The sequence below is a fragment of the Membranihabitans marinus genome, assembly GCF_019802045.1.
GTDB lineage: Bacteria > Bacteroidota > Bacteroidia > Chitinophagales > Saprospiraceae > Membranihabitans > Membranihabitans marinus_A.
This window is the reverse complement of the sequence record NZ_JAHVHU010000002.1, coordinates 373,398-391,414: the sequence shown is the minus strand read 5'-3', so window position 1 is coordinate 391,414 and position 18,017 is coordinate 373,398. Positions and strand designations below refer to the sequence as shown.

Here is an 18,017-nt window from a genome sequence, read left to right as displayed (position 1 = left end):
AATGAAAAAGAAGATAATTTTACTATTCGTAATCTGCTATTCCTTGTTAGGTGTCACCCTATCACATGCTCAGTCTGCAGCTACGATCCAGGAATATGACACCACCTTTCTGACCTATCCATTCAGTGATCCAAATCCAATTCCCCGTACCGGTAAGATATATCCATACTTTACTTTTGACGGATACAGCACCGAAGCGGTTGAGCGAAGCTGGAAAATGGTAGAATTGGAGAATGATTACCTTCGGGTACAAATCACGCCTGAAATCGGGGGGAAAATCTGGTCTGCGATTGACAAAATCCAAAACAAACCCTTTATCTATGCCAACGATGTGGTCAAGTTTCGAAATATAGCCATGAGAGGGCCATGGACCAGTGGCGGCATCGAATTTAATTTTGGCATTATTGGTCATACCCCGACTGTATCGACACCCATCGATTATCACACCATGAAGAAAAAGGACGGTAGCGTCAGTTGCTACATTTCTGCGCTGGACTTGTTAACGCGGACCCGGTGGATCGTAGAGATCAACCTACCTAAAGACAAAGCCCTGTTTTCGACAAAGGTTCATTGGACAAACCCTACAGATTTGGAACAACCCTACTATACCTGGATGAATCTTGCCGTGCCGGCCCGGGAAGATCTTCATTTTTTGGATCCGGGAACTCATTATATCACACATGGTGGTCAAGCCCGTTCCTGGCCAATCGACAGAACCCGCCAAACCGATCTTTCCGTCTATGTGAACAACGCTTTTGACGGATCCAAATCCTACCACATCACCGGTAAGCACAGCGATTTTTTTGGCACTTATTATGAAAAAACCGACGATGGAATGATCCACCTGGCCGACCGGGACGCCAAACCCGGAAAGAAAGTTTTTTTGTGGGCACTGTCCGAAGCAGGCCACATCTGGGAAACACTATTGTCGGATCAAGCCGGTCAGTATGTAGAAGTTCAAAGCGGTCGATTGTTCAATCAAAATTCCTATACCAGCAGCCGGACACCATTCAAGCAAATTGGCTTTCGGCCTCTTCAAACAGACCAATGGACCGAGTACTGGTTCCCCTATCACGGAATAGGTTCCGTTGACTTTGCAGATCGTCACGGCGTATGGCATTTTGACAGATCAGCTGCTCAACTGGGGATTGACATCATGGGACTGACCACCATCTCTGACACCTTACAAATCACCATGATCGATGGCTTCGTGGTGAAAAAACCCATGGAAGTACACCCACTCAAACCGCAACACATCGTATTTATGATTAACCCGGATCAAATTGCCAGAATCAATTTCGGGGAAACACAAATCATACCCGAATGGACGAAAGCTACAGATCTCAACAGACCATTGACCATACCAGCCGACTTCGACCAATCAGGATCTTATGCCCGGTATTTACAGGGCCACGATGCCGCCCGGTTCCGTTTATATGACCAGGCGGAAAAGCACATCCGCGCCTCATTATCACAGGATTCGTTTTTTATTCCGGCATTGACAGAAATGGCTCAGCTTCAATACAGAAAAATGCAATACGACAGTGCGTATTTTTATGCACGCCGCGCATTGAGCGTCAACACCTATGATCCACAAGCGAATTATTACTACGGATTGGCGGCCAGTGAGTTGGGAAAATCTTACGATGCAAAAGACGGCTGGGAGGTGGCAGCTCTTTCCCCCGCGTGGCGTATGGCCGCTTGGTACCAGCTCGCTGCTGTTTATTTTCGGGAAAAAAACTGGGCCATGGCCCGGAATTATGTCGATAAGATCCTGGACATCCAGCCCGCGAATCCACAGGGAATAAAAATAAAACTAGTTCTCGATCGACTTCGCAACACACCCGTTGACCTGGCCGTCATTGACCAACTGTCACAGATCGATCCTGACAATCATTTCGTCGCTTTTGAACATTATCTTCGTTCACCAAATCAACACAATCTGGACGCCTTCCAATCTGGAATTCAAAATGAACTCCCCGAACAAACCTATCTCGAAATGGCAATTTGGTATGCGGTCAAACTAAACCGTCCACAAGATGCAGTCAAACTATTGAAGCTGGCTCCGGATAATAATCTCAGTGACTTCTGGTTGGCTTATCTGACCCGCACAGAGACACCCCCCAGCCGGACGCTTAACCAAGCGAATCAAGGGGACCCAAGATTTGTATTTCCTTTCAGGAGGGAATCGCTGCCAGTCTTGATGTGGGCCGCCTCTGAAAGCAATCACTGGAAACCCAAATATTACCTGGCTTTGATTTTTGCCCATGCGGGAAAAACACAGTTTGCAAAAGACATCCTTTTTGATCTGCCTGATGACACCGGTTTTGCACCCTTGTATATTTGGCGGTCAAGTTTCCAGAACCAACCCACAGAAGTAGAAAAAGATTTGCGCTTAGCGCTATCCATTGACCCGGGCAACTGGCGGTATCTCCTCACGCTTGCTGATTTTTTAATGAAACAAAATCAACTGAATGAAGCTACCACTATACTGACGCCCTACTATGAAGAGAACACGAAGAATTATCAGGCCGGAATGGCATTGGCACAGCTCCATCTGATGAAAGGCACCTTAGAAATCGCAGATCATATTCTGAGAGAAATTCATGTTCTGCCCTATGAAGGCGCGAGTGAAGGTCGGCGGTTGTATCAGGCGGTAAAACTCAATTTGGCACTAAATGCCCTCAGCAAGAAAGAATATGATATTGCCAGGGATTACCTGACTCAAAGCAAATTATGGCCCACGAACTTGGGTGTTGGCAAACCCTATGAAAACCTGATTAACACAGCGTTGGAGGATCAAATCACCACCTGGGTAGAGGCGGGAGAATCGGGCAATCCACCTTCTGAAAACCAGGTAAAAGCACTGGCAGATAAAATTAAAAGTCGGTTTTTTCAGTTCAAAGAACAAGCACCATTTTAAATATAGACGAACTTTATAACGACTTCATAAAGTATGAGCTCAGTATGGTAATTCCAGATTTTTTATTGGATAAAAAAACAAGTATTTTTGAAAAAATTATATCATGTTTTGTATCTTATCTTTTTCCCAATGGTTCAGGACGAGTGGGTTCTTATTCCTGTGCATTCTTTTCATTCTGGGGCAGGGTTGTTCGCCAGACGATAACAAACCAGCGTTAACCGATCACCAAAAAGAAGTCATTAACTACTTCAATAAGGTGGCTTTGGGTTTTGAATTTGGAAATGCCTCTTCGATCACCAGAAAATGGGAGGAGGATATGATGATATATGTTGGAGGAGAGCCGAGCCATATGCTGGATGGTGAGTTGAATAAAATCATCTCTGAAATAAATGAACTGACCTCCGACGGATTTAACGTAAAAATCGTCGAAGACTCCCTCACATCAAACTTTTACCTGTATTTGGGAACTGGAGAAAATTACGCGAGCCGTTATCCCTCCCAATCTGATCTGGTCAACGGCAATTTTGGATTGTTTTCCGTATTCTGGGATAGCCATAACAATCTGAACCGAGGCCACATGTACGTCGACATACACCGAGCTGAGGGGGATGCACAAAAACACCTTCTTCGTGAGGAGTTGACTCAGTCGCTTGGACTGGCCCGCGATGCTCCGGTTTATCCGGAAAGCATTTTTCAGAGCAGTTGGACCACGACCACCACCTACGCACCGATCGACAAAGAACTTATCCGCTTACTTTATCATCCTAAAATAAAATCAGGATTCGATAAAATGATGACTGATCAGGTTCTGACGGAATTATTTTTGACAGAGTAAAATATTCTACTTCAAAAACCATATGCTTAGCAATTACCAAAGATTAGCCAACGTCGCATCAAAAAAAACAAAACATGTCCTTGGGCTTATGTCTGGAACGTCCATGGACGGGTTGGATGTGGCTTTATGCCGTATTAGCGGGCAAGGCGTGAATACTTCCCTAGAACTCATGGAGTTCGACACCATCCCACACAACACAGAGTACAAGGAAAAAATCAGAACCGTTTTCACCCATGGGAATGCGGAAGCCGTCAAGCTGACCTGGCTGCATCAATTTATTGCAGAAGTTCACGCAGAACAAATCAGGACAGCACTGGATCAATGGAATAGGGTACCCGAAGAAATTGACCTGATAGCCAGCCATGGACAGACCGTATATCATAATCCCAGTGCACGACCGTTTGATAATGCTCGTGCCCGGCCGATCACCTTGCAGCTCGGAGATGGTGATTTTATTGCAGAACGAACCGGGATCGTGACCGTAAGTGATTTTCGGCAAAAGCATATCGCGCACGGTGGTGAAGGGGCCCCGCTGGCCCCTTACGGTGATTTTTTACTATTTTCAGACTCTGGTGAACGCAGGATGCTTGTGAATATTGGTGGAATTGCGAACTTCACGTTTCTCCCACAAGTGTATGGTGACAATCCTTTGATGAGTAGTGATACCGGCCCTGGAAACACCTTGATGGATGCCTATATGCAAAAACATTTTGATCAACCGTTCGACCGGAACGGAGAAATCAGCCGTATGGGGAATCCGGATCCCGTGTTATTAAAAGTTCTGATGGATGATCCTTTTTTTGACCAGCCCCTGCCCCGCACAACCGGTCCGGAATTGTTTAATCTTACATATATATACACAAAACAAACCGCAGCTAATCGGTCCAAATTAGCTCATGAGGATGTCATGGCAACCCTGGCAGCATTTACTGCGAAGACAATATATTGCACGATTGGTCCTTATCTTAAAGGCCACACTTCTATTTATTTCAGCGGTGGAGGAGTTCATAATCCATTGGTCATGAAAAGCCTCCAGTCCGATCTACGTGACCATTCGGTATATACGACCGAAGCCCTTGGAATCAATCCGGACGCAAAAGAAGCCATTGTATTTGCTGTATTAGCGAATGAATGTCTATTTGGACGCCCGAAATCTTATCCGGAATTGGGCATTAAAATTCCCAGAACAAGTATGGGAAAGGTGAGTTTCCCAGGTTAGACTAATAGTTACAAAGGACAAGGATTATTGGCATCATTAACTGTGCATGTGTTGTGTGAACCAAGGTCCATACCCCAAGATGTAAAACATTCCGGTGTCGGAGGCCATGCATCGCACCTCCTCCCATGGATTGCCCTCATGCTGCGTTGAAAGCCATCGGTCCATTGATTTCGCGGCGTATGTAGCCTATAAAGTTATAAAAATACTAATTTTATTATGAATTATCATAATATGTAATATCTTAGGGCCAAAACCCCAAATGTTTACATATGTCCTCTTATATTATTAACTTTACTCCGACGGGAATGGTCCCCACAAAAGACCATTCTGTTCACGTACCGATTGCACCACAAGAAATCATCGACGAAGTATTAGAAGCACGTGAATACGGCATATCCATCGTCCATTTACACGCCCGGGACGCGGAAGGAAAACCCACCTGGAAGAAAGAAATCTACCAGGAAATCATTGAAGGTATCCGAAAAGAAGAGGGATCCCATCATGAAGCTTTGATTATTTGCGTTTCTGCCAGCGGACGGAATTGGCCGGATTTTGAGCGACGGTCCGAATGCATGGATTTAAATGGTGGATGCAAACCGGATATGGCAAGTCTGACACTAAGTTCATTAAACTTCACGTCCGGCCCCAGTACCAATAGTCCGGAAATGATCCAAAAGTTAGCCACTAAAATGCTCCGGAATGGAATAAAGCCGGAATTGGAAGTGTTTGATCCCGGCATGATTAATTATGCTAAATATTTACATAAAAAAGGGATCATCAAACCTCCCTTTTATTTTAACATTATTCTTGGGAACATTGCCAGTTCTCAGGCAGGGCTTCTCGATGTTGGTTACTTACTTTCACAACTCCCCCCGCAATCCTATTGGTCGCTCGGAGGCATCGGGGCATCGCAATTAAAAATGAATACCACAGGCCTCGTTCACGGAGGAGGTGTACGCGTCGGACTAGAAGACAACCTCTACTATGATGCGCAAGGCACCCAGCTAGCTACAAATATTCAGCTGTTAAAAAGAATCACAGAAATTGGTCGTCTTCTAGGTTCAGAGCCTTATTCACCAGGGGAAGCCAGAAAAATATTGGGTCTAAATTAATTATGAAAAAAGTCATCATTTTTGGAGATACAAGTTTTGCGGGCATCGTGGCCGAATATATTCATACGGACACTCCGGATCAAGTGGTGGCTTATACGCTCGATGCTGCCTATCTTGACCGTAGAACTCGATTTGAAGGATTGCCACTTGTTTCATTTGAGTCCGTGCATGAACGCTATCCGCCCGACGACCACTACTTCTTGGTAGCAATATCAGCAGCAGCCAGGAATAAGCACCTGAATTCCCAAAAAATCGCCGCAGTCCGGGCGCTGGGTTATCGTCTATATACCTTTATACACTCCACAGCATTTGTGGCCTCCTCTGCTTCAATCGCAGAGAATGTATTGATTTTTCCACATGCGATCGTTGAACCCCGAGCCACAATTCATGAAGGTGTATTTATTCGAAGTGGAGCTTATGTCAGCCACGAGACTGAAATAGGTGCATATTCGTACCTGGCTCCCAAATGCACCTTTTCCGGAAAAGTCATCACTGGTAGTCATTGTTTTTTCGGAACAAATTCTACCATCCGAGATCGGGTCACCATAGGTCAGGATGTCGTAATAGGCGCGGGTGCCGTCGTTTTGAAAAATCTGGATAATGAAGCGATAATAAAAGCAGCCGAGAGCAAATTGCTGGACAGGGATCGCTTTAGTTTAAAACTGTGATTTTACCATAATCTCTGAACCACACCATGAAAGTAGCCTGCATACAATCGAATTACATTCCCTGGAAAGGATATTTTGACATGATCAACGCGGTCGATTTATTCATATTTTATGACGACGTCCAATACACCCGAAGAGACTGGCGAAACCGAAACCGGATTAAGACTTCAGATGGGGTAAAATGGCTTACCATCCCATGCAGATCCACTCGAGATCAACTGATCTGCGAGGTTGATCTGTCCGAATTCAAATGGCAAAAAAAACATTGGAGAACCATTGAGCACAATTATTCCCGCACCCCCTATTTCAGCACCTATAAACCCATATTTGAATCGATCTATCTCGAAAAAAAATGGACGAACTTATCCGAACTGAATCAATATCTTATTAAAACCATTGCCCGGGACATTTTAATGATTACCACGCGATTTGAAGACAGCCGCAACTTTACTTTAAATGGTAAAAAAGAAGATAGAGTATTGGATTTGCTGACCCAATGCGGAGCAACAGCCTATCTTAGCGGCCCATCTGCTCAAGACTATATCCTCGAAGAGCATTTCCAAGCAAAACAAATTGATTTGCAGTGGATGGATTACACCGACTATCCCAGGTACCGGCAATTATATCCGCCATTTTGCCATCAAGTGTCCATCATAGATCTGATTTTCAATAAAGGGCCACAGTCTCCGGCCTATATGAAAACCTTTAATCAACACCCAAAAACCACCTTGAATGTTGGCTAAAACCATACCTTTTAATCAACCTTATCTGGCGAACGCTTTACCCCACATAGCCTGTGCTATCAACAAAAAGCATGTCAGTGGCAACGGCTATTTTACCAAAAAATGCCATGCCTATTTTCGAAATCTTTACGCTCGGCCAACCCTGCTGACCACTTCATGTACCGTGGCTTTGGAAATGGCTACACTGTTGGCGGAAATAGGCCCGGGCGATGAAGTTATCATCCCTTCATTCACATTCGTATCCACGGCCAATCCCTTTCTTTTACGAGGAGCCAAAGTCGTATTTGCCGATACTATGAATGAATACCCCAATCTGGATGTGGACGCCATTGAAGGCTTGATTACACCACGGACGAAAGCATTGGTCTGCATGCACTATGGCGGCGTAGCATGCGACATGGAAAAACTAACTGCACTGGCCGCCAAATACGGGCTAATGATCATCGAAGACGCTGCGCATGCCATCCTTTCCTACTATAAAAATCAACACTTAGGGACTTTTGGCCGTTTTAGCACCTTATCTTTCCACGAAACCAAAAACATTACGTCGGGCAAAGGTGGTTTACTTATCCTGAACCAGCCTGAAGATATTTCACGCGCAGAAATTCTGTGGGAGAAAGGCACCAACAGAACTGCATTTCATCGGAATGAAACCCAAAAATATGAATGGATGGATTTGGGTTCTTCCTACTTGCCATCCGAAATTAATGCCGCTGTGCTATATAGCCAAATCGAAGAAATAAATGCGATCCAGAAAAGAAGAACGACACTTTGGCAAAATTACTACTCCGGCTTGCTTGCGCTGGAGACTCAAGGAAAAATCCGGTTGGCCAATCTCCCGGACTATGCCACCATTAACGGGCATTTGTTCTTCATGGAATGCGACAGTCAAAAGACTCGGGATCGATTGATTGCAGATTTACGAAAAAAAGGGATTCACTCCGTCTTTCATTATTTACCCCTGCACGAATCACCCTTTTTTAAATGCAAACACGATGGCCGTCCACTGAATAATTCGGTTCGGTTCAGTGAACGAATTATTCGACTTCCTTTATTCTATGAATTAAAAAATAAAGAGCAGGAATACATTATTGAGACCATATATAATTGCTTGTGATGTATTTACATATAATTGACGAATCCAAAACAATTAATCATTTTATACGCAGGCTCCGGGAAATGGATCTTCACGACCACTATTTTCTAACCCTTCAATCTGCTCCATCTACCGATCTGCATTTACCATTGACCGACCGCACAGAATTTTTTCCCTCCGACAACAACATCCGTCTTCTGACTCAATCATTGCACAGGTATAAAGCGGTATTTATACATAATCTTTGCTATCACAAGGCAAAGATTGTTCTTGCAAGTCCTCGAAATGTTGTCTTTGTGTGGGGCATATGGGGGTATGATTATTATTATGTTTACCCCGGGTTGTACCGTAATATTTTTTTACCGGCAACTTCGCTGGCCAATATCGTGCTGGGTAAACTTTCACTGACGACGAAATACTTAAAATACCAGCTGCATCCGTATTTGAAACACTTGGGGTGGAACGCTCGGGAACGGTTGCAACAACAGGCAGCACATCGGATCGACCTTACCTGCAATATGATGCCCAATCACAGCGATGTTTTCCGGGTCGTCCCAAAGGACCCTGCCCGCCGGTTTCCATTTTCCTATTACTCGATCGACTTCATCACGGAAGAGCTGTCCGGATCTTCGTATGATTTGGGACCTCATATCTATGTCGGAAACAGTGCTTCGAACTCAAGCAACCACCTGGATGTTTTTCGTCAATTAAGGGGTTGGACCGGCGATCGGGATATTGTTGTACCGTTGGGTTATGGATGTCCACGGTACAGACGTCTTATCAATGTTGCAGGTAGGTATTTTTTTAAAAACCACTTTACGCCCATCAATAAATATATTCCTTTAAAGGAATACAACGAAAATTTACTCAGCTGCAATGTAATGATCTTTAACCACATCCGTGCCCAAGGTCTGGGCAATATTGTTTTCGGAATATGGGCAGGCCACCGGGTATTTCTCCGCGCTTCCAATCCGGCATACGCTTTTTTTAAAAGTATGGGCGTTAAGGTTTATGCTTTGGATTCTAACACGCTGACCAGCTCTTTAAATCCTTTGAATCTTGAGGAAAAGATCCACAATAGAAAAACCATTGAACATTTATATAGTGAAGAACAGGTGCAAGCACACTTCAAATCTCTCCTGAAACAGATCGACCAGATATCATCAATAGCCGAACAATCCCATCCGCACAGCGTACTACATTCTTCCTCAAACTAATAATTTCATCGCGATACTTAATAGGATACCTGAAATTTCATGCTGTCCGGTCGTGTACGATGAAGAATATATACCGCCATACCGCCAATCAATAAGCGCCGAGCCGGCCACCATCTGCCGGATGAACCAGTAGGCATGTCGGTTGCCACCCAAACTGACTGTAGTACGCCCGGGTAACTTCTTCCACAAAAGATTTTAGTTGAATTTCCGGCAAGAGATTGATCGTGCTTCCTCCAAAACCTCCTCCCATCATCCGGGCACCAGGGATAGCATGGGATTGCGCCTGGTCAACCAAAAAATCCAGTTCGTCACAACTGACTCGATATTGATCTCGCAGACCGGCATGACTTTGATACATCAGTTGACCAACCTCGTCCATATTGCCATCGGTGAGTGCTCCCACCACATCGATCACCCGCTGATTTTCGGCGAGCACATATTCTACTTCTGCCGTGGACAAATCAGGATAATGGCTACGAATCCGGACAAGGTCTTCATCTGTCAGCGCACTGACATCTTTCACATCACGAAAATGCTGTGCCGCATAAAGTATGTTCTCACAGGTTTGACGCCGTTCATTGTATTCGCTATCAGCGAGATCATGGGATATCCCCGTATCAAGCAGAAGCAATACATGGCCTTTCATATCGGCCGGTATTCTTTCGTACGTGTTCGTTCTGCAATCAATCTTTATAAAATGATTTTTCTTCCCGGCCAGGATGGCATACGGATCCATAATGCCTACGCGAACACCGATGCGATGCTCTGTGTACTGAGCTAATCGAGCCATCTTTTTTATGGACCATTCGTGGTTCCCTATTTTATTGATCGCCAGGATAAACCCTGCATTCAGCGCTGCCGATGACGACAACCCTCCCCCTGTCGGAATGGAACTACTCAGCGAAACACTAAAACCAGGCACTGTAATATCTTCTTCTCGAAGAAGCTGAATCAATGCCTGAAGATATTTGGCCCAGTTTTGGGGAGGAAGTTTTCCATCTTCCCTGCGGAATGACTCATACTGATCAAGATTGGCACTATAAAGCTCAAACTGCTCTTCGTCGGAATTCAATGAAAATAAAAACGAAATACCACTATCGATCGCCGCAGGTAATACATATCCATTGTTGTAATCGGTGTGTTCTCCGATTAGGTTGATCCGTCCCGGTGTCCATACTTCACAGTCCGGTTTTCCAAACCGACGCTCATGCTTCGTCTTAAGATCCTGTTTGTTTTCCGGCATTATTATACTTTTTGAGGAATCGGTCGAAGAAGTAAAGCCAGGTTGACCGTCAGTATCAATACGCCTCCTGCTTCCCGCACAAGTTCTATGTAAGGATTATCAACCTCCATAGCACCTACTATCGTAGGGAAACCTTTTTGAGCCCAATTGACAAGATCAGGAATGAAGGTAAAAAAATAAAGTAGATAAGCCACCAATACGATGATGTTTACCCACCGTAAATGGCGCCTTTTGAGGTAGACCAGGTTAAGAAAAAAGGGAATGAGATAGACGATAATCCAAAAAAGGGCATCCGGGTCATTGTACTGGACAGCAGCCCCAATCAACTCAATAATGCAAAAACCAATAATTATCCATTTCATAGTAATCTCTTAAAAGCTCTACCTGTTGGCAAGATCAGTTACCATCAATTCAAAAAGGAAAGATACTGATTCTTAGAATCATTCAAAGAACCTAATCCTATTTTCTTGCTCACAAATTGAGCTGATTAAGAATCACCATGAATTCAAGGTCTATATTTAGAAATCAGGGGCTCAATATTTTGTTATTTTTTATAAAAAACAACGGACACCTATGAGGTTGGGTTAATCTTCTCCATTAAAACTAATCAAATAAATAATTTGAATTTTATTTTTTCTGACCCTCGGTAAAAAATGTAAGATATATTGATTATCTTTTCCTCCGAATTCAGGTTATGCCTTTATTTTTAACATGAACCAAGTTCAATATTCACAGATATCTAATAAAAAACTAAGCGAACCGATGAAACAAATTTTACAAAAGACACAATGGCTTATTGTGGTTTTTCTCATCCCTCTCGTATTCTCCTGCAACAAAGAGGAAAGCAGACCGACCTTTCCCTTATCTGCCGAGATTTTTCACAGTGCCGATGGGAAGCAGGTGGCCTTTTCGGGATTGACCCACAGTGCAGTGAGCTGGCATTGGGATTTTGGAGATGGCAACACCAGCAACGAAAAAGATCCGGTCCATATTTATGACCAGGGAGGGTATTATCTGGTCACGCTTACCGCTTCGGATGCTTCCGGTGCCTCCGTCACCAAAGACGTAACCCTGGCGCTGGATCTCACAGCATATGACCTGCTCGTGGGAGACCCTACCAAGGAAGGTTATGATGGGAAGACCTGGAAGTTGTCTGCCACACATTCACCCGATGATATCTTAGCCAATTCAGACGTGAACTTAAGCTTATTTGACGAAGACATTCCAAGCTTGCCTGCGGGAGCATTTGATCTATTCCTGGGATTACCTGAAGCGTATAATGATGAGTTTACTTTCTACCAAGACGGAAAATATAAACACAACACTGCAGATGGCACTTCTTTTGGAGGCATCGTATATGCCATTGTTATGCAGCAATTCGGCCAGACTGAAATCACAAAAACCGGCGGTGAAGACGTGTTGGGACAAGATGCCTTTGCGATCACCAAATACGAACCGGATGACAATGCTACATTCGAACTTCAAGAAAATACAGATTATGTCTTGCCTTCCGCATTCCCTACCGGTATGACCCCTTCCGGAATTCCGGTGGTCACCTATGAAGACGTAACAACTATTGACTTTCCAGGCACGGATGAATTTGTGGGAATCCGGGATTTTCATCAAAAAGTAATCATTCAAAATATCACGGATGATTCCATGCGTCTGGTTATGTTCTTGACCTTAAGTCCGGATGCAATTGTCAGTCAGAATCCACTAATTGCTTTGGCGACCAATGCAGTCGTACTTACTTTTAACGTGGTCAAGTAAACCCTAACAAATTAATCGATATGAAACTTCAATTTTACATCAATTTCAATAAGGCATATCTTCTTTGCATCCTTTTCTCATTTTTATTCCTGGGTTGGAATCAGAATATATCGGCTGAAAATCGTGCAACCTTTGCCGATCAAATAGCGATCACCATCACAGGTACTGTGACCTCAGCAGAAGACGGGACGACCCTGCCCGGCGTGACGATTCAGGTCAAAGGAACCAATCAGGGGACAGTGACCGATATGGACGGACGTTATGAGCTCGAAGCGGAATCTGACGCTGTACTCCTTTTCTCTTACATCGGTTTTGCCACCCAGGAAATAGAAGTAAATAATCGCAGCATCATCGACGTCACGTTGGAAGAAAGTGTGTCTGCATTGGACGAAGTAGTCGTGACAGCCCTGGGAATAAAGCGTGAAGAAAAATCCCTGGGCTACTCCGTGGAGCGGATTTCCGGTGATAACGTACAGCGGGTGGCTCAGGAAAATGTATTGAGTGCCCTGGCCGGAAAAGCTGCCGGCGTCAACATTTCAAATACGGGCGGTGCCGGTTCTTCGGTGAATATGGTCATCCGTGGTGCGACTTCCCTGAGCACTGACAACCAGCCATTGTTCGTCATTGATGGAGTGCCCATGAATAGCTCTATCAACAATGTAGGGGGCTTTGGTGATGACAACCGGGTGGATTATGGAAACGCCATCGCAGACCTCAATCCCAATGATATCGAAGACATCTCTATCCTAAAAGGTCCCAGTGCAGCAGCACTATACGGTACCCGGGCCGGAAATGGCGTGGTACTAATTACCACCAAAAAAGCGGTTGCCGGGCAACCGATGAAAATAAATGTTTCGTCGAACACCGTTTTTGATATACCCTATCAATTCCTCAATACACAGTCTCGCTTCAACCTGGGCGCATTCTCTTATACGCCAGAGGCGGTAGGTAGTGGTATTTTACCTGAAATAGAAATTGCTGAATTTGCAGGTGGTATCGAGAATGACAAGGGCTATTGGGCCGTCCAGTGGGATTCCCCTCTAGATGCCAATGGAGTAAGAGTCCCGACCGAAGTACGATCTTATCCGAATAATGTCCGAAACTTTCTGAATGATTACGCGCTGACAACGACCAATACAGCATCGATCTCCAACAGCAACCCGTATTTAAATTATCGGTTGGGCTACACCAATATGACCCATGACGGCATCACACCGAATAGTGATCTGCATCGAAACAATCTGAGTCTTGCTGCTTCTTCCAAATTAAAAGACAAGCTGACAATAAGTACGCACATCAACTTTTCCAATTCCTATGCCAAAAACCGACCGGCATCCAACCGGGGAGCCAACCCGCTGGAGTGGGCGTACAAAACACCTCCGAACGCAAACATTCTGGATTTGAGAAATTATGGCAGTGGGAAAGACATCATTACGCCGGGACAGGGATTCGAAAACCCGTGGTTTCTGGCTTATGATGTTAACAATAGTTTCAACCGCTATCGAATCTTCGGAAACGTATCTGCCAATTGGGAAATATCTCCGTCCTGGGAACTAATGGCACGCTATTCTCTTAATAAAAGTGATCAGACCCAGGAGTCAAAAATTGCCCCGGGTTACTCCAAAGAGCGGAATAACGGAACCTATGGAATATCTACCAGCAACGGACTGGAGCGAAATATTGATTTTCTGGCCACTTATTCCCAGGATTGGGATTATATAACCCTGTCGGCTTCCGGAGGTGGAAATATGCTCTATTCCAAAGGTGCCGGCAGCAGTACTTCGGCGAAATCCGGTGCAGGGTTGGTCGTGCCCAATGTATTTACGATCAATAATATCAGATCGGATGCGCTGAGCTATGGAAACTCCCGAAGTCAGCGCGGGATATACAGTCTTTACGGAATGGCGACCATCGGGATCAACAACATGGCCTATCTGGACCTCACCGCACGAAACGACTGGTCAAGCACCCTACCGGCTGCGAATCGTTCATACTTCTATCCATCTGCATCTTTAAGCCTTCTGATCGATCAAATGATCGGGATGGGGAATAATGTAGATATGTTGAAACTTCGCGGAGGGTGGGCACAAGTGGGAAATGACACCGGTCCTTACCGATTGTTGGCAACGTATGGAAATGCCGGCCAATGGGGAGATGCCATCCGAATGAGTAAATCCGGGAGCCTTCTGAGTCCAAACTTATTGCCGGAAGAATCTACTTCAATAGAATTCGGTCTGGATTTAATCATGTTTGCTAACCGGCTGAGATTTGAAGGAACCATTTACGCTGTTGATAACAAAAATCAGATTCTGGGGGTACCTCTGGCTGCTTCCACCGGTTTTAGCAGTATTCAGGTGAATACCGGATTGCTTCAAAGCAAAGGCTATGAGTTGATGCTGGGCTTCACACCAGTAAAGTCGAAAGACTGGCAATGGGATCTGGATTTAAACCTCACCCACAACGATACCTGGGTGATTGACCTCGCGGATGAAGTCGATTTTCTGGAATTTTGGAGTAATGCGCGGGTTAAAAATATCGCCTATGTAAAAGATGACAACTTAGGTCAGGATGGAAGAGTAGGCAACTTGTACACCCAGAAAGTAAAACGGGTGAAAGATAAAACTTCTCCCTATTACAACTACCCGATTTTGGGAAGCGGTCTGGATGCAGAGTGGGAAAGGGATGATGATTATGAGCTGGTCGGAAATTACAACCCCGACTTCATCATGGGGCTGCAGACCGGATTGCGATTTAAAAATTTTAGTTTGAATGCGACCTTTGATTGGCGTTCCGGTGGACAGTTTGTATCTCAGACGATGCGATACCTGTCCGAGGGAATGTTGACAGAAACCTGGATTGATAGATTGGTTCATCCCGGGGATCTGGGAGGAAAACCCAGCAAAGAGCTCAAAGAATGGGTCTTAGCAAATGCAGATGAATTTATATTCTCAGAATATGTACGTCCCATCGGCGGACCTACGCCTGAGTTTGGCGGGTTTCCCGAGAATTTCAGCGGATATACTTTGTATGATGCCACGTTTGCACCGGGTGTGATGGGTTCCTATGACGAGAATGGGAAATTTATTCTTGAAAAAGAAAACCTGGGCGATGAAGGCACGTCTTTTATCCCCTTTGCCGCCAGCTATCCCTGGGACCTCGGATCGGCTAATATGTTTGATGCCGACTATATCAAGCTTCGGGAAATTTCTATTAACTACCACTTCCCGAGCCAGCTCACGCAGCGGTGGGGCATCGACAATCTAAACCTGTCCGTATACAGTCGAAACATAATGCTGTGGGTCAAAGACTCTCCATTACGGGTGGATCCGGAGCGGGCATATCAGGCAGAAAGCAATGGCCGTTTTAGTCAGGGCGTGGAACGATTCAACGTAGAACCCTGGATGATGCCGATCGGATTCAAATTAAGCGTTCAATTTTAAAGGAAAAAAGTCAAAAAAATATGAAACATATACATATACAGTGGACCTGCATTATTGCTTTATTACTTGTGATTGGAGTATCGTGCGAAGATCTGGATGAACTCAACATCAATCCCAACGGTGTCGACCCGGAAACCGCTGATCTCAACCTTTTATTACCCACCACAATTACCTCACTGGGTCAGAACATCACCAGTCTCGGCTTCGGAGACATTGCCGGGGTCATGCAACACACTCAGAAAGATGGTTGGTCCGGCGGGCACAACGATTACGACTGGGATAACCTGAGTCATAACTGGGCAGGCTGGTATGGCATCTTACGGAACAATGAGGAGATGTACCATAAAGCCGTCGATGGAAATTATATATTTCACCAGGGTGCGGCTTTGGTATTGCGGGCGTATGCTTTTGGCATGATCTCTGATCTCTGGGGGGCAGCACCCTACGATGAGGCACTCAAAGCGGAGGAGGGTTCTCAGTTCTTCAAACCCAAATACAACAAACAGTTAGACATCTACACCAGTTTGCTGTCCGATCTCGAAGCAGCGAATAACTTACTATCTAATCCGCAATCGTCTTATTCAAATATAGATCCTTCGCAAGATTTATTGTTTGAGGGCGATGTATCAAAATGGCAAAAATTCTCAAATTCACTGGCATTACGCTATTATATGCGTCTCTCGGCCAAGGAACCAGATATAGCGAAAAATGGCATCAGTAAAATCATAACCAATCCGGATACGTACCCCTTGATTCTGTCGACTTCAGACGACGCCAACATAGCATACAGCGGGAATTCTCCCGGGGACTCCTGGCCGACCACCGAGGCTTTTAAGGCGGATCCAAGTAGCAATTACATGCGGGTGAAAATGTGTGCCACTTTTGTCGATACATTGCTCAAATATGAAGATCCTAGAATTGGAGTTTGGGCCAACAAGGTAGGAATACCTCTGGAATTGGTACCCGGAGAAGACGTAGATCAAATCGTTAATGGCGTCAGACAGGTATCCAGTGATGTCGTTCAAAAATATGAAAATGACTTCAAAGAAGATCAAGTGGAAGTTAATTTCAACCCAAATTATGTCGGTATTCCGGTTCAGATCAACTCCGCCGGTTTTTACAATATGAACCCCTCCATTCCCCAGGGCGTCTACAATCCGCATGTATCGCAACTGGCCGATATGTACAAAGAAAGCACCGGAGATCTCCTACAAATGAGACTGATCTCAGCCGCCGAAGTTCACATGATACTGGCCGAGGCCGCATCGTACGGATGGATTAGCTCTGCACCTGAAGATCATTATTCGGCGGGAATCCGGGAATCCCTCCGTGCCTGGAAAGTCGGAGATCAGTTCGACGCATATATGGAGCGTGTCCCTTATAGGGGATTGGAAAGCATCATCACCCAGAAATGGGTCGCCAGTTGGAGTGCGGCTGCAGAATCCTGGTTCGACTATCGGCGGACCGGTTTACCCAAATTGGAAACGGGCCCCTCCGCAAAAAGGAAAGCGCTTCCATTGCGGTTTTATTACCACGCAGATGCTGAGATCGCAAAAAACAAATCCAATGCAGACGAGGCTATTTCCTGGCTTCAACCCACGGAATTCAAAGGACAGGACCAAACCAATAACAGCGCCTGGTCCAAGACCTGGTTGTTACAGGGTACGGGAAAACCATATTGATTATAGCTGTTGGCTGTTGGCTGTTGGCTATTGGATGTTAGCTGTTAGCTATTGGCTGTTGGGACGCTT

13 protein-coding genes are annotated in these 18,017 nt (G+C 45.0%); 11 read left to right on the top strand and 2 right to left on the bottom strand.

The features are described 5' to 3' along the window. Position 1: 1 nt before the first annotated feature. From KUV50_RS01825 to KUV50_RS01790, 8 genes are all read left to right on the top strand, one after another. Positions 2-2,923: a DUF5107 domain-containing protein gene (locus tag KUV50_RS01825; RefSeq protein WP_222578374.1), complete on the top strand. Its 2,922-nt coding sequence runs from the start codon at positions 2-4 to the stop codon at positions 2,921-2,923. Positions 2,924-3,026: 103 nt separating this feature from the next. Further along, positions 3,027-3,758: a DUF2927 domain-containing protein gene (locus KUV50_RS01820; protein ID WP_222578373.1), complete on the top strand. Its 732-nt coding sequence runs from the start codon at positions 3,027-3,029 to the stop codon at positions 3,756-3,758. Positions 3,759-3,780: 22 nt separating this feature from the next. After that, positions 3,781-4,977 carry an anhydro-N-acetylmuramic acid kinase gene (locus tag KUV50_RS01815; protein ID WP_261394954.1) on the top strand — a complete coding sequence of 399 codons (1,197 nt, stop codon included), beginning with the start codon at positions 3,781-3,783 and terminating at the stop codon, positions 4,975-4,977. A gap of 269 nt (positions 4,978-5,246) precedes the next feature. Then, positions 5,247-6,089: a 3-keto-5-aminohexanoate cleavage protein gene (locus KUV50_RS01810; protein WP_222578371.1), complete on the top strand. Its 843-nt coding sequence runs from the start codon at positions 5,247-5,249 to the stop codon at positions 6,087-6,089. Positions 6,090-6,091: 2 nt separating this feature from the next. Continuing rightward, positions 6,092-6,757, top strand: a complete 666-nt coding sequence (locus tag KUV50_RS01805; RefSeq protein ID WP_222578370.1) for a NeuD/PglB/VioB family sugar acetyltransferase — start codon at positions 6,092-6,094, stop codon at positions 6,755-6,757. A 26-nt stretch (positions 6,758-6,783) separates the two neighbouring features. Then, positions 6,784-7,500: a WbqC family protein gene (locus KUV50_RS01800; protein WP_222578369.1), complete on the top strand. Its 717-nt coding sequence runs from the start codon at positions 6,784-6,786 to the stop codon at positions 7,498-7,500. Beyond that, complete coding sequence (gene rffA, locus KUV50_RS01795) at positions 7,490-8,617, top strand: dTDP-4-amino-4,6-dideoxygalactose transaminase (protein WP_222578368.1); 1,128 nt, start codon at positions 7,490-7,492, stop codon at positions 8,615-8,617. The genes KUV50_RS01800 and rffA overlap by 11 nt, the downstream gene beginning before the upstream one ends. Next, entirely contained in the window at positions 8,617-9,813 is a 1,197-nt protein-coding gene (locus KUV50_RS01790; RefSeq protein ID WP_222578367.1) for a TDP-N-acetylfucosamine:lipid II N-acetylfucosaminyltransferase, read from the top strand. The genes rffA and KUV50_RS01790 overlap by 1 nt, the downstream gene beginning before the upstream one ends. Before the next feature lie 88 nt (positions 9,814-9,901). On the opposite strand, the gene galK is transcribed toward KUV50_RS01790, so the two are convergent. Together galK and KUV50_RS01780 are read right to left on the bottom strand one after the other, a co-directional pair. Next, on the bottom strand, positions 9,902-11,056 hold the full coding sequence (galK, locus tag KUV50_RS01785; protein WP_222578366.1) for a galactokinase: 1,155 nt from the start codon (positions 11,054-11,056) through the stop codon (positions 9,902-9,904). Positions 11,057-11,058: 2 nt separating this feature from the next. Further along, positions 11,059-11,418, bottom strand: a complete 360-nt coding sequence (locus tag KUV50_RS01780) for a transmembrane 220 family protein (RefSeq protein WP_222578365.1) — start codon at positions 11,416-11,418, stop codon at positions 11,059-11,061. A gap of 400 nt (positions 11,419-11,818) precedes the next feature. On the opposite strand from KUV50_RS01780, the gene KUV50_RS01775 reads away from it, so the two are divergent. Genes KUV50_RS01775 through KUV50_RS01765 form a run of 3 tightly spaced genes read left to right on the top strand, consistent with a single transcriptional unit; the run spans position 11,819 to position 17,948 of the window. Continuing rightward, a complete protein-coding gene (locus tag KUV50_RS01775) occupies positions 11,819-12,826 on the top strand; it encodes a PKD domain-containing protein (RefSeq protein WP_222578364.1) in 1,008 nt (335 codons plus the stop codon). A gap of 20 nt (positions 12,827-12,846) precedes the next feature. Then, entirely contained in the window at positions 12,847-16,266 is a 3,420-nt protein-coding gene (locus tag KUV50_RS01770) for a SusC/RagA family TonB-linked outer membrane protein (RefSeq protein ID WP_222578363.1), read from the top strand. 20 nt (positions 16,267-16,286) lie between these two features. Continuing rightward, complete coding sequence (locus KUV50_RS01765; RefSeq protein ID WP_222578362.1) at positions 16,287-17,948, top strand: SusD/RagB family nutrient-binding outer membrane lipoprotein; 1,662 nt, start codon at positions 16,287-16,289, stop codon at positions 17,946-17,948. Positions 17,949-18,017 lie beyond the last annotated feature (69 nt).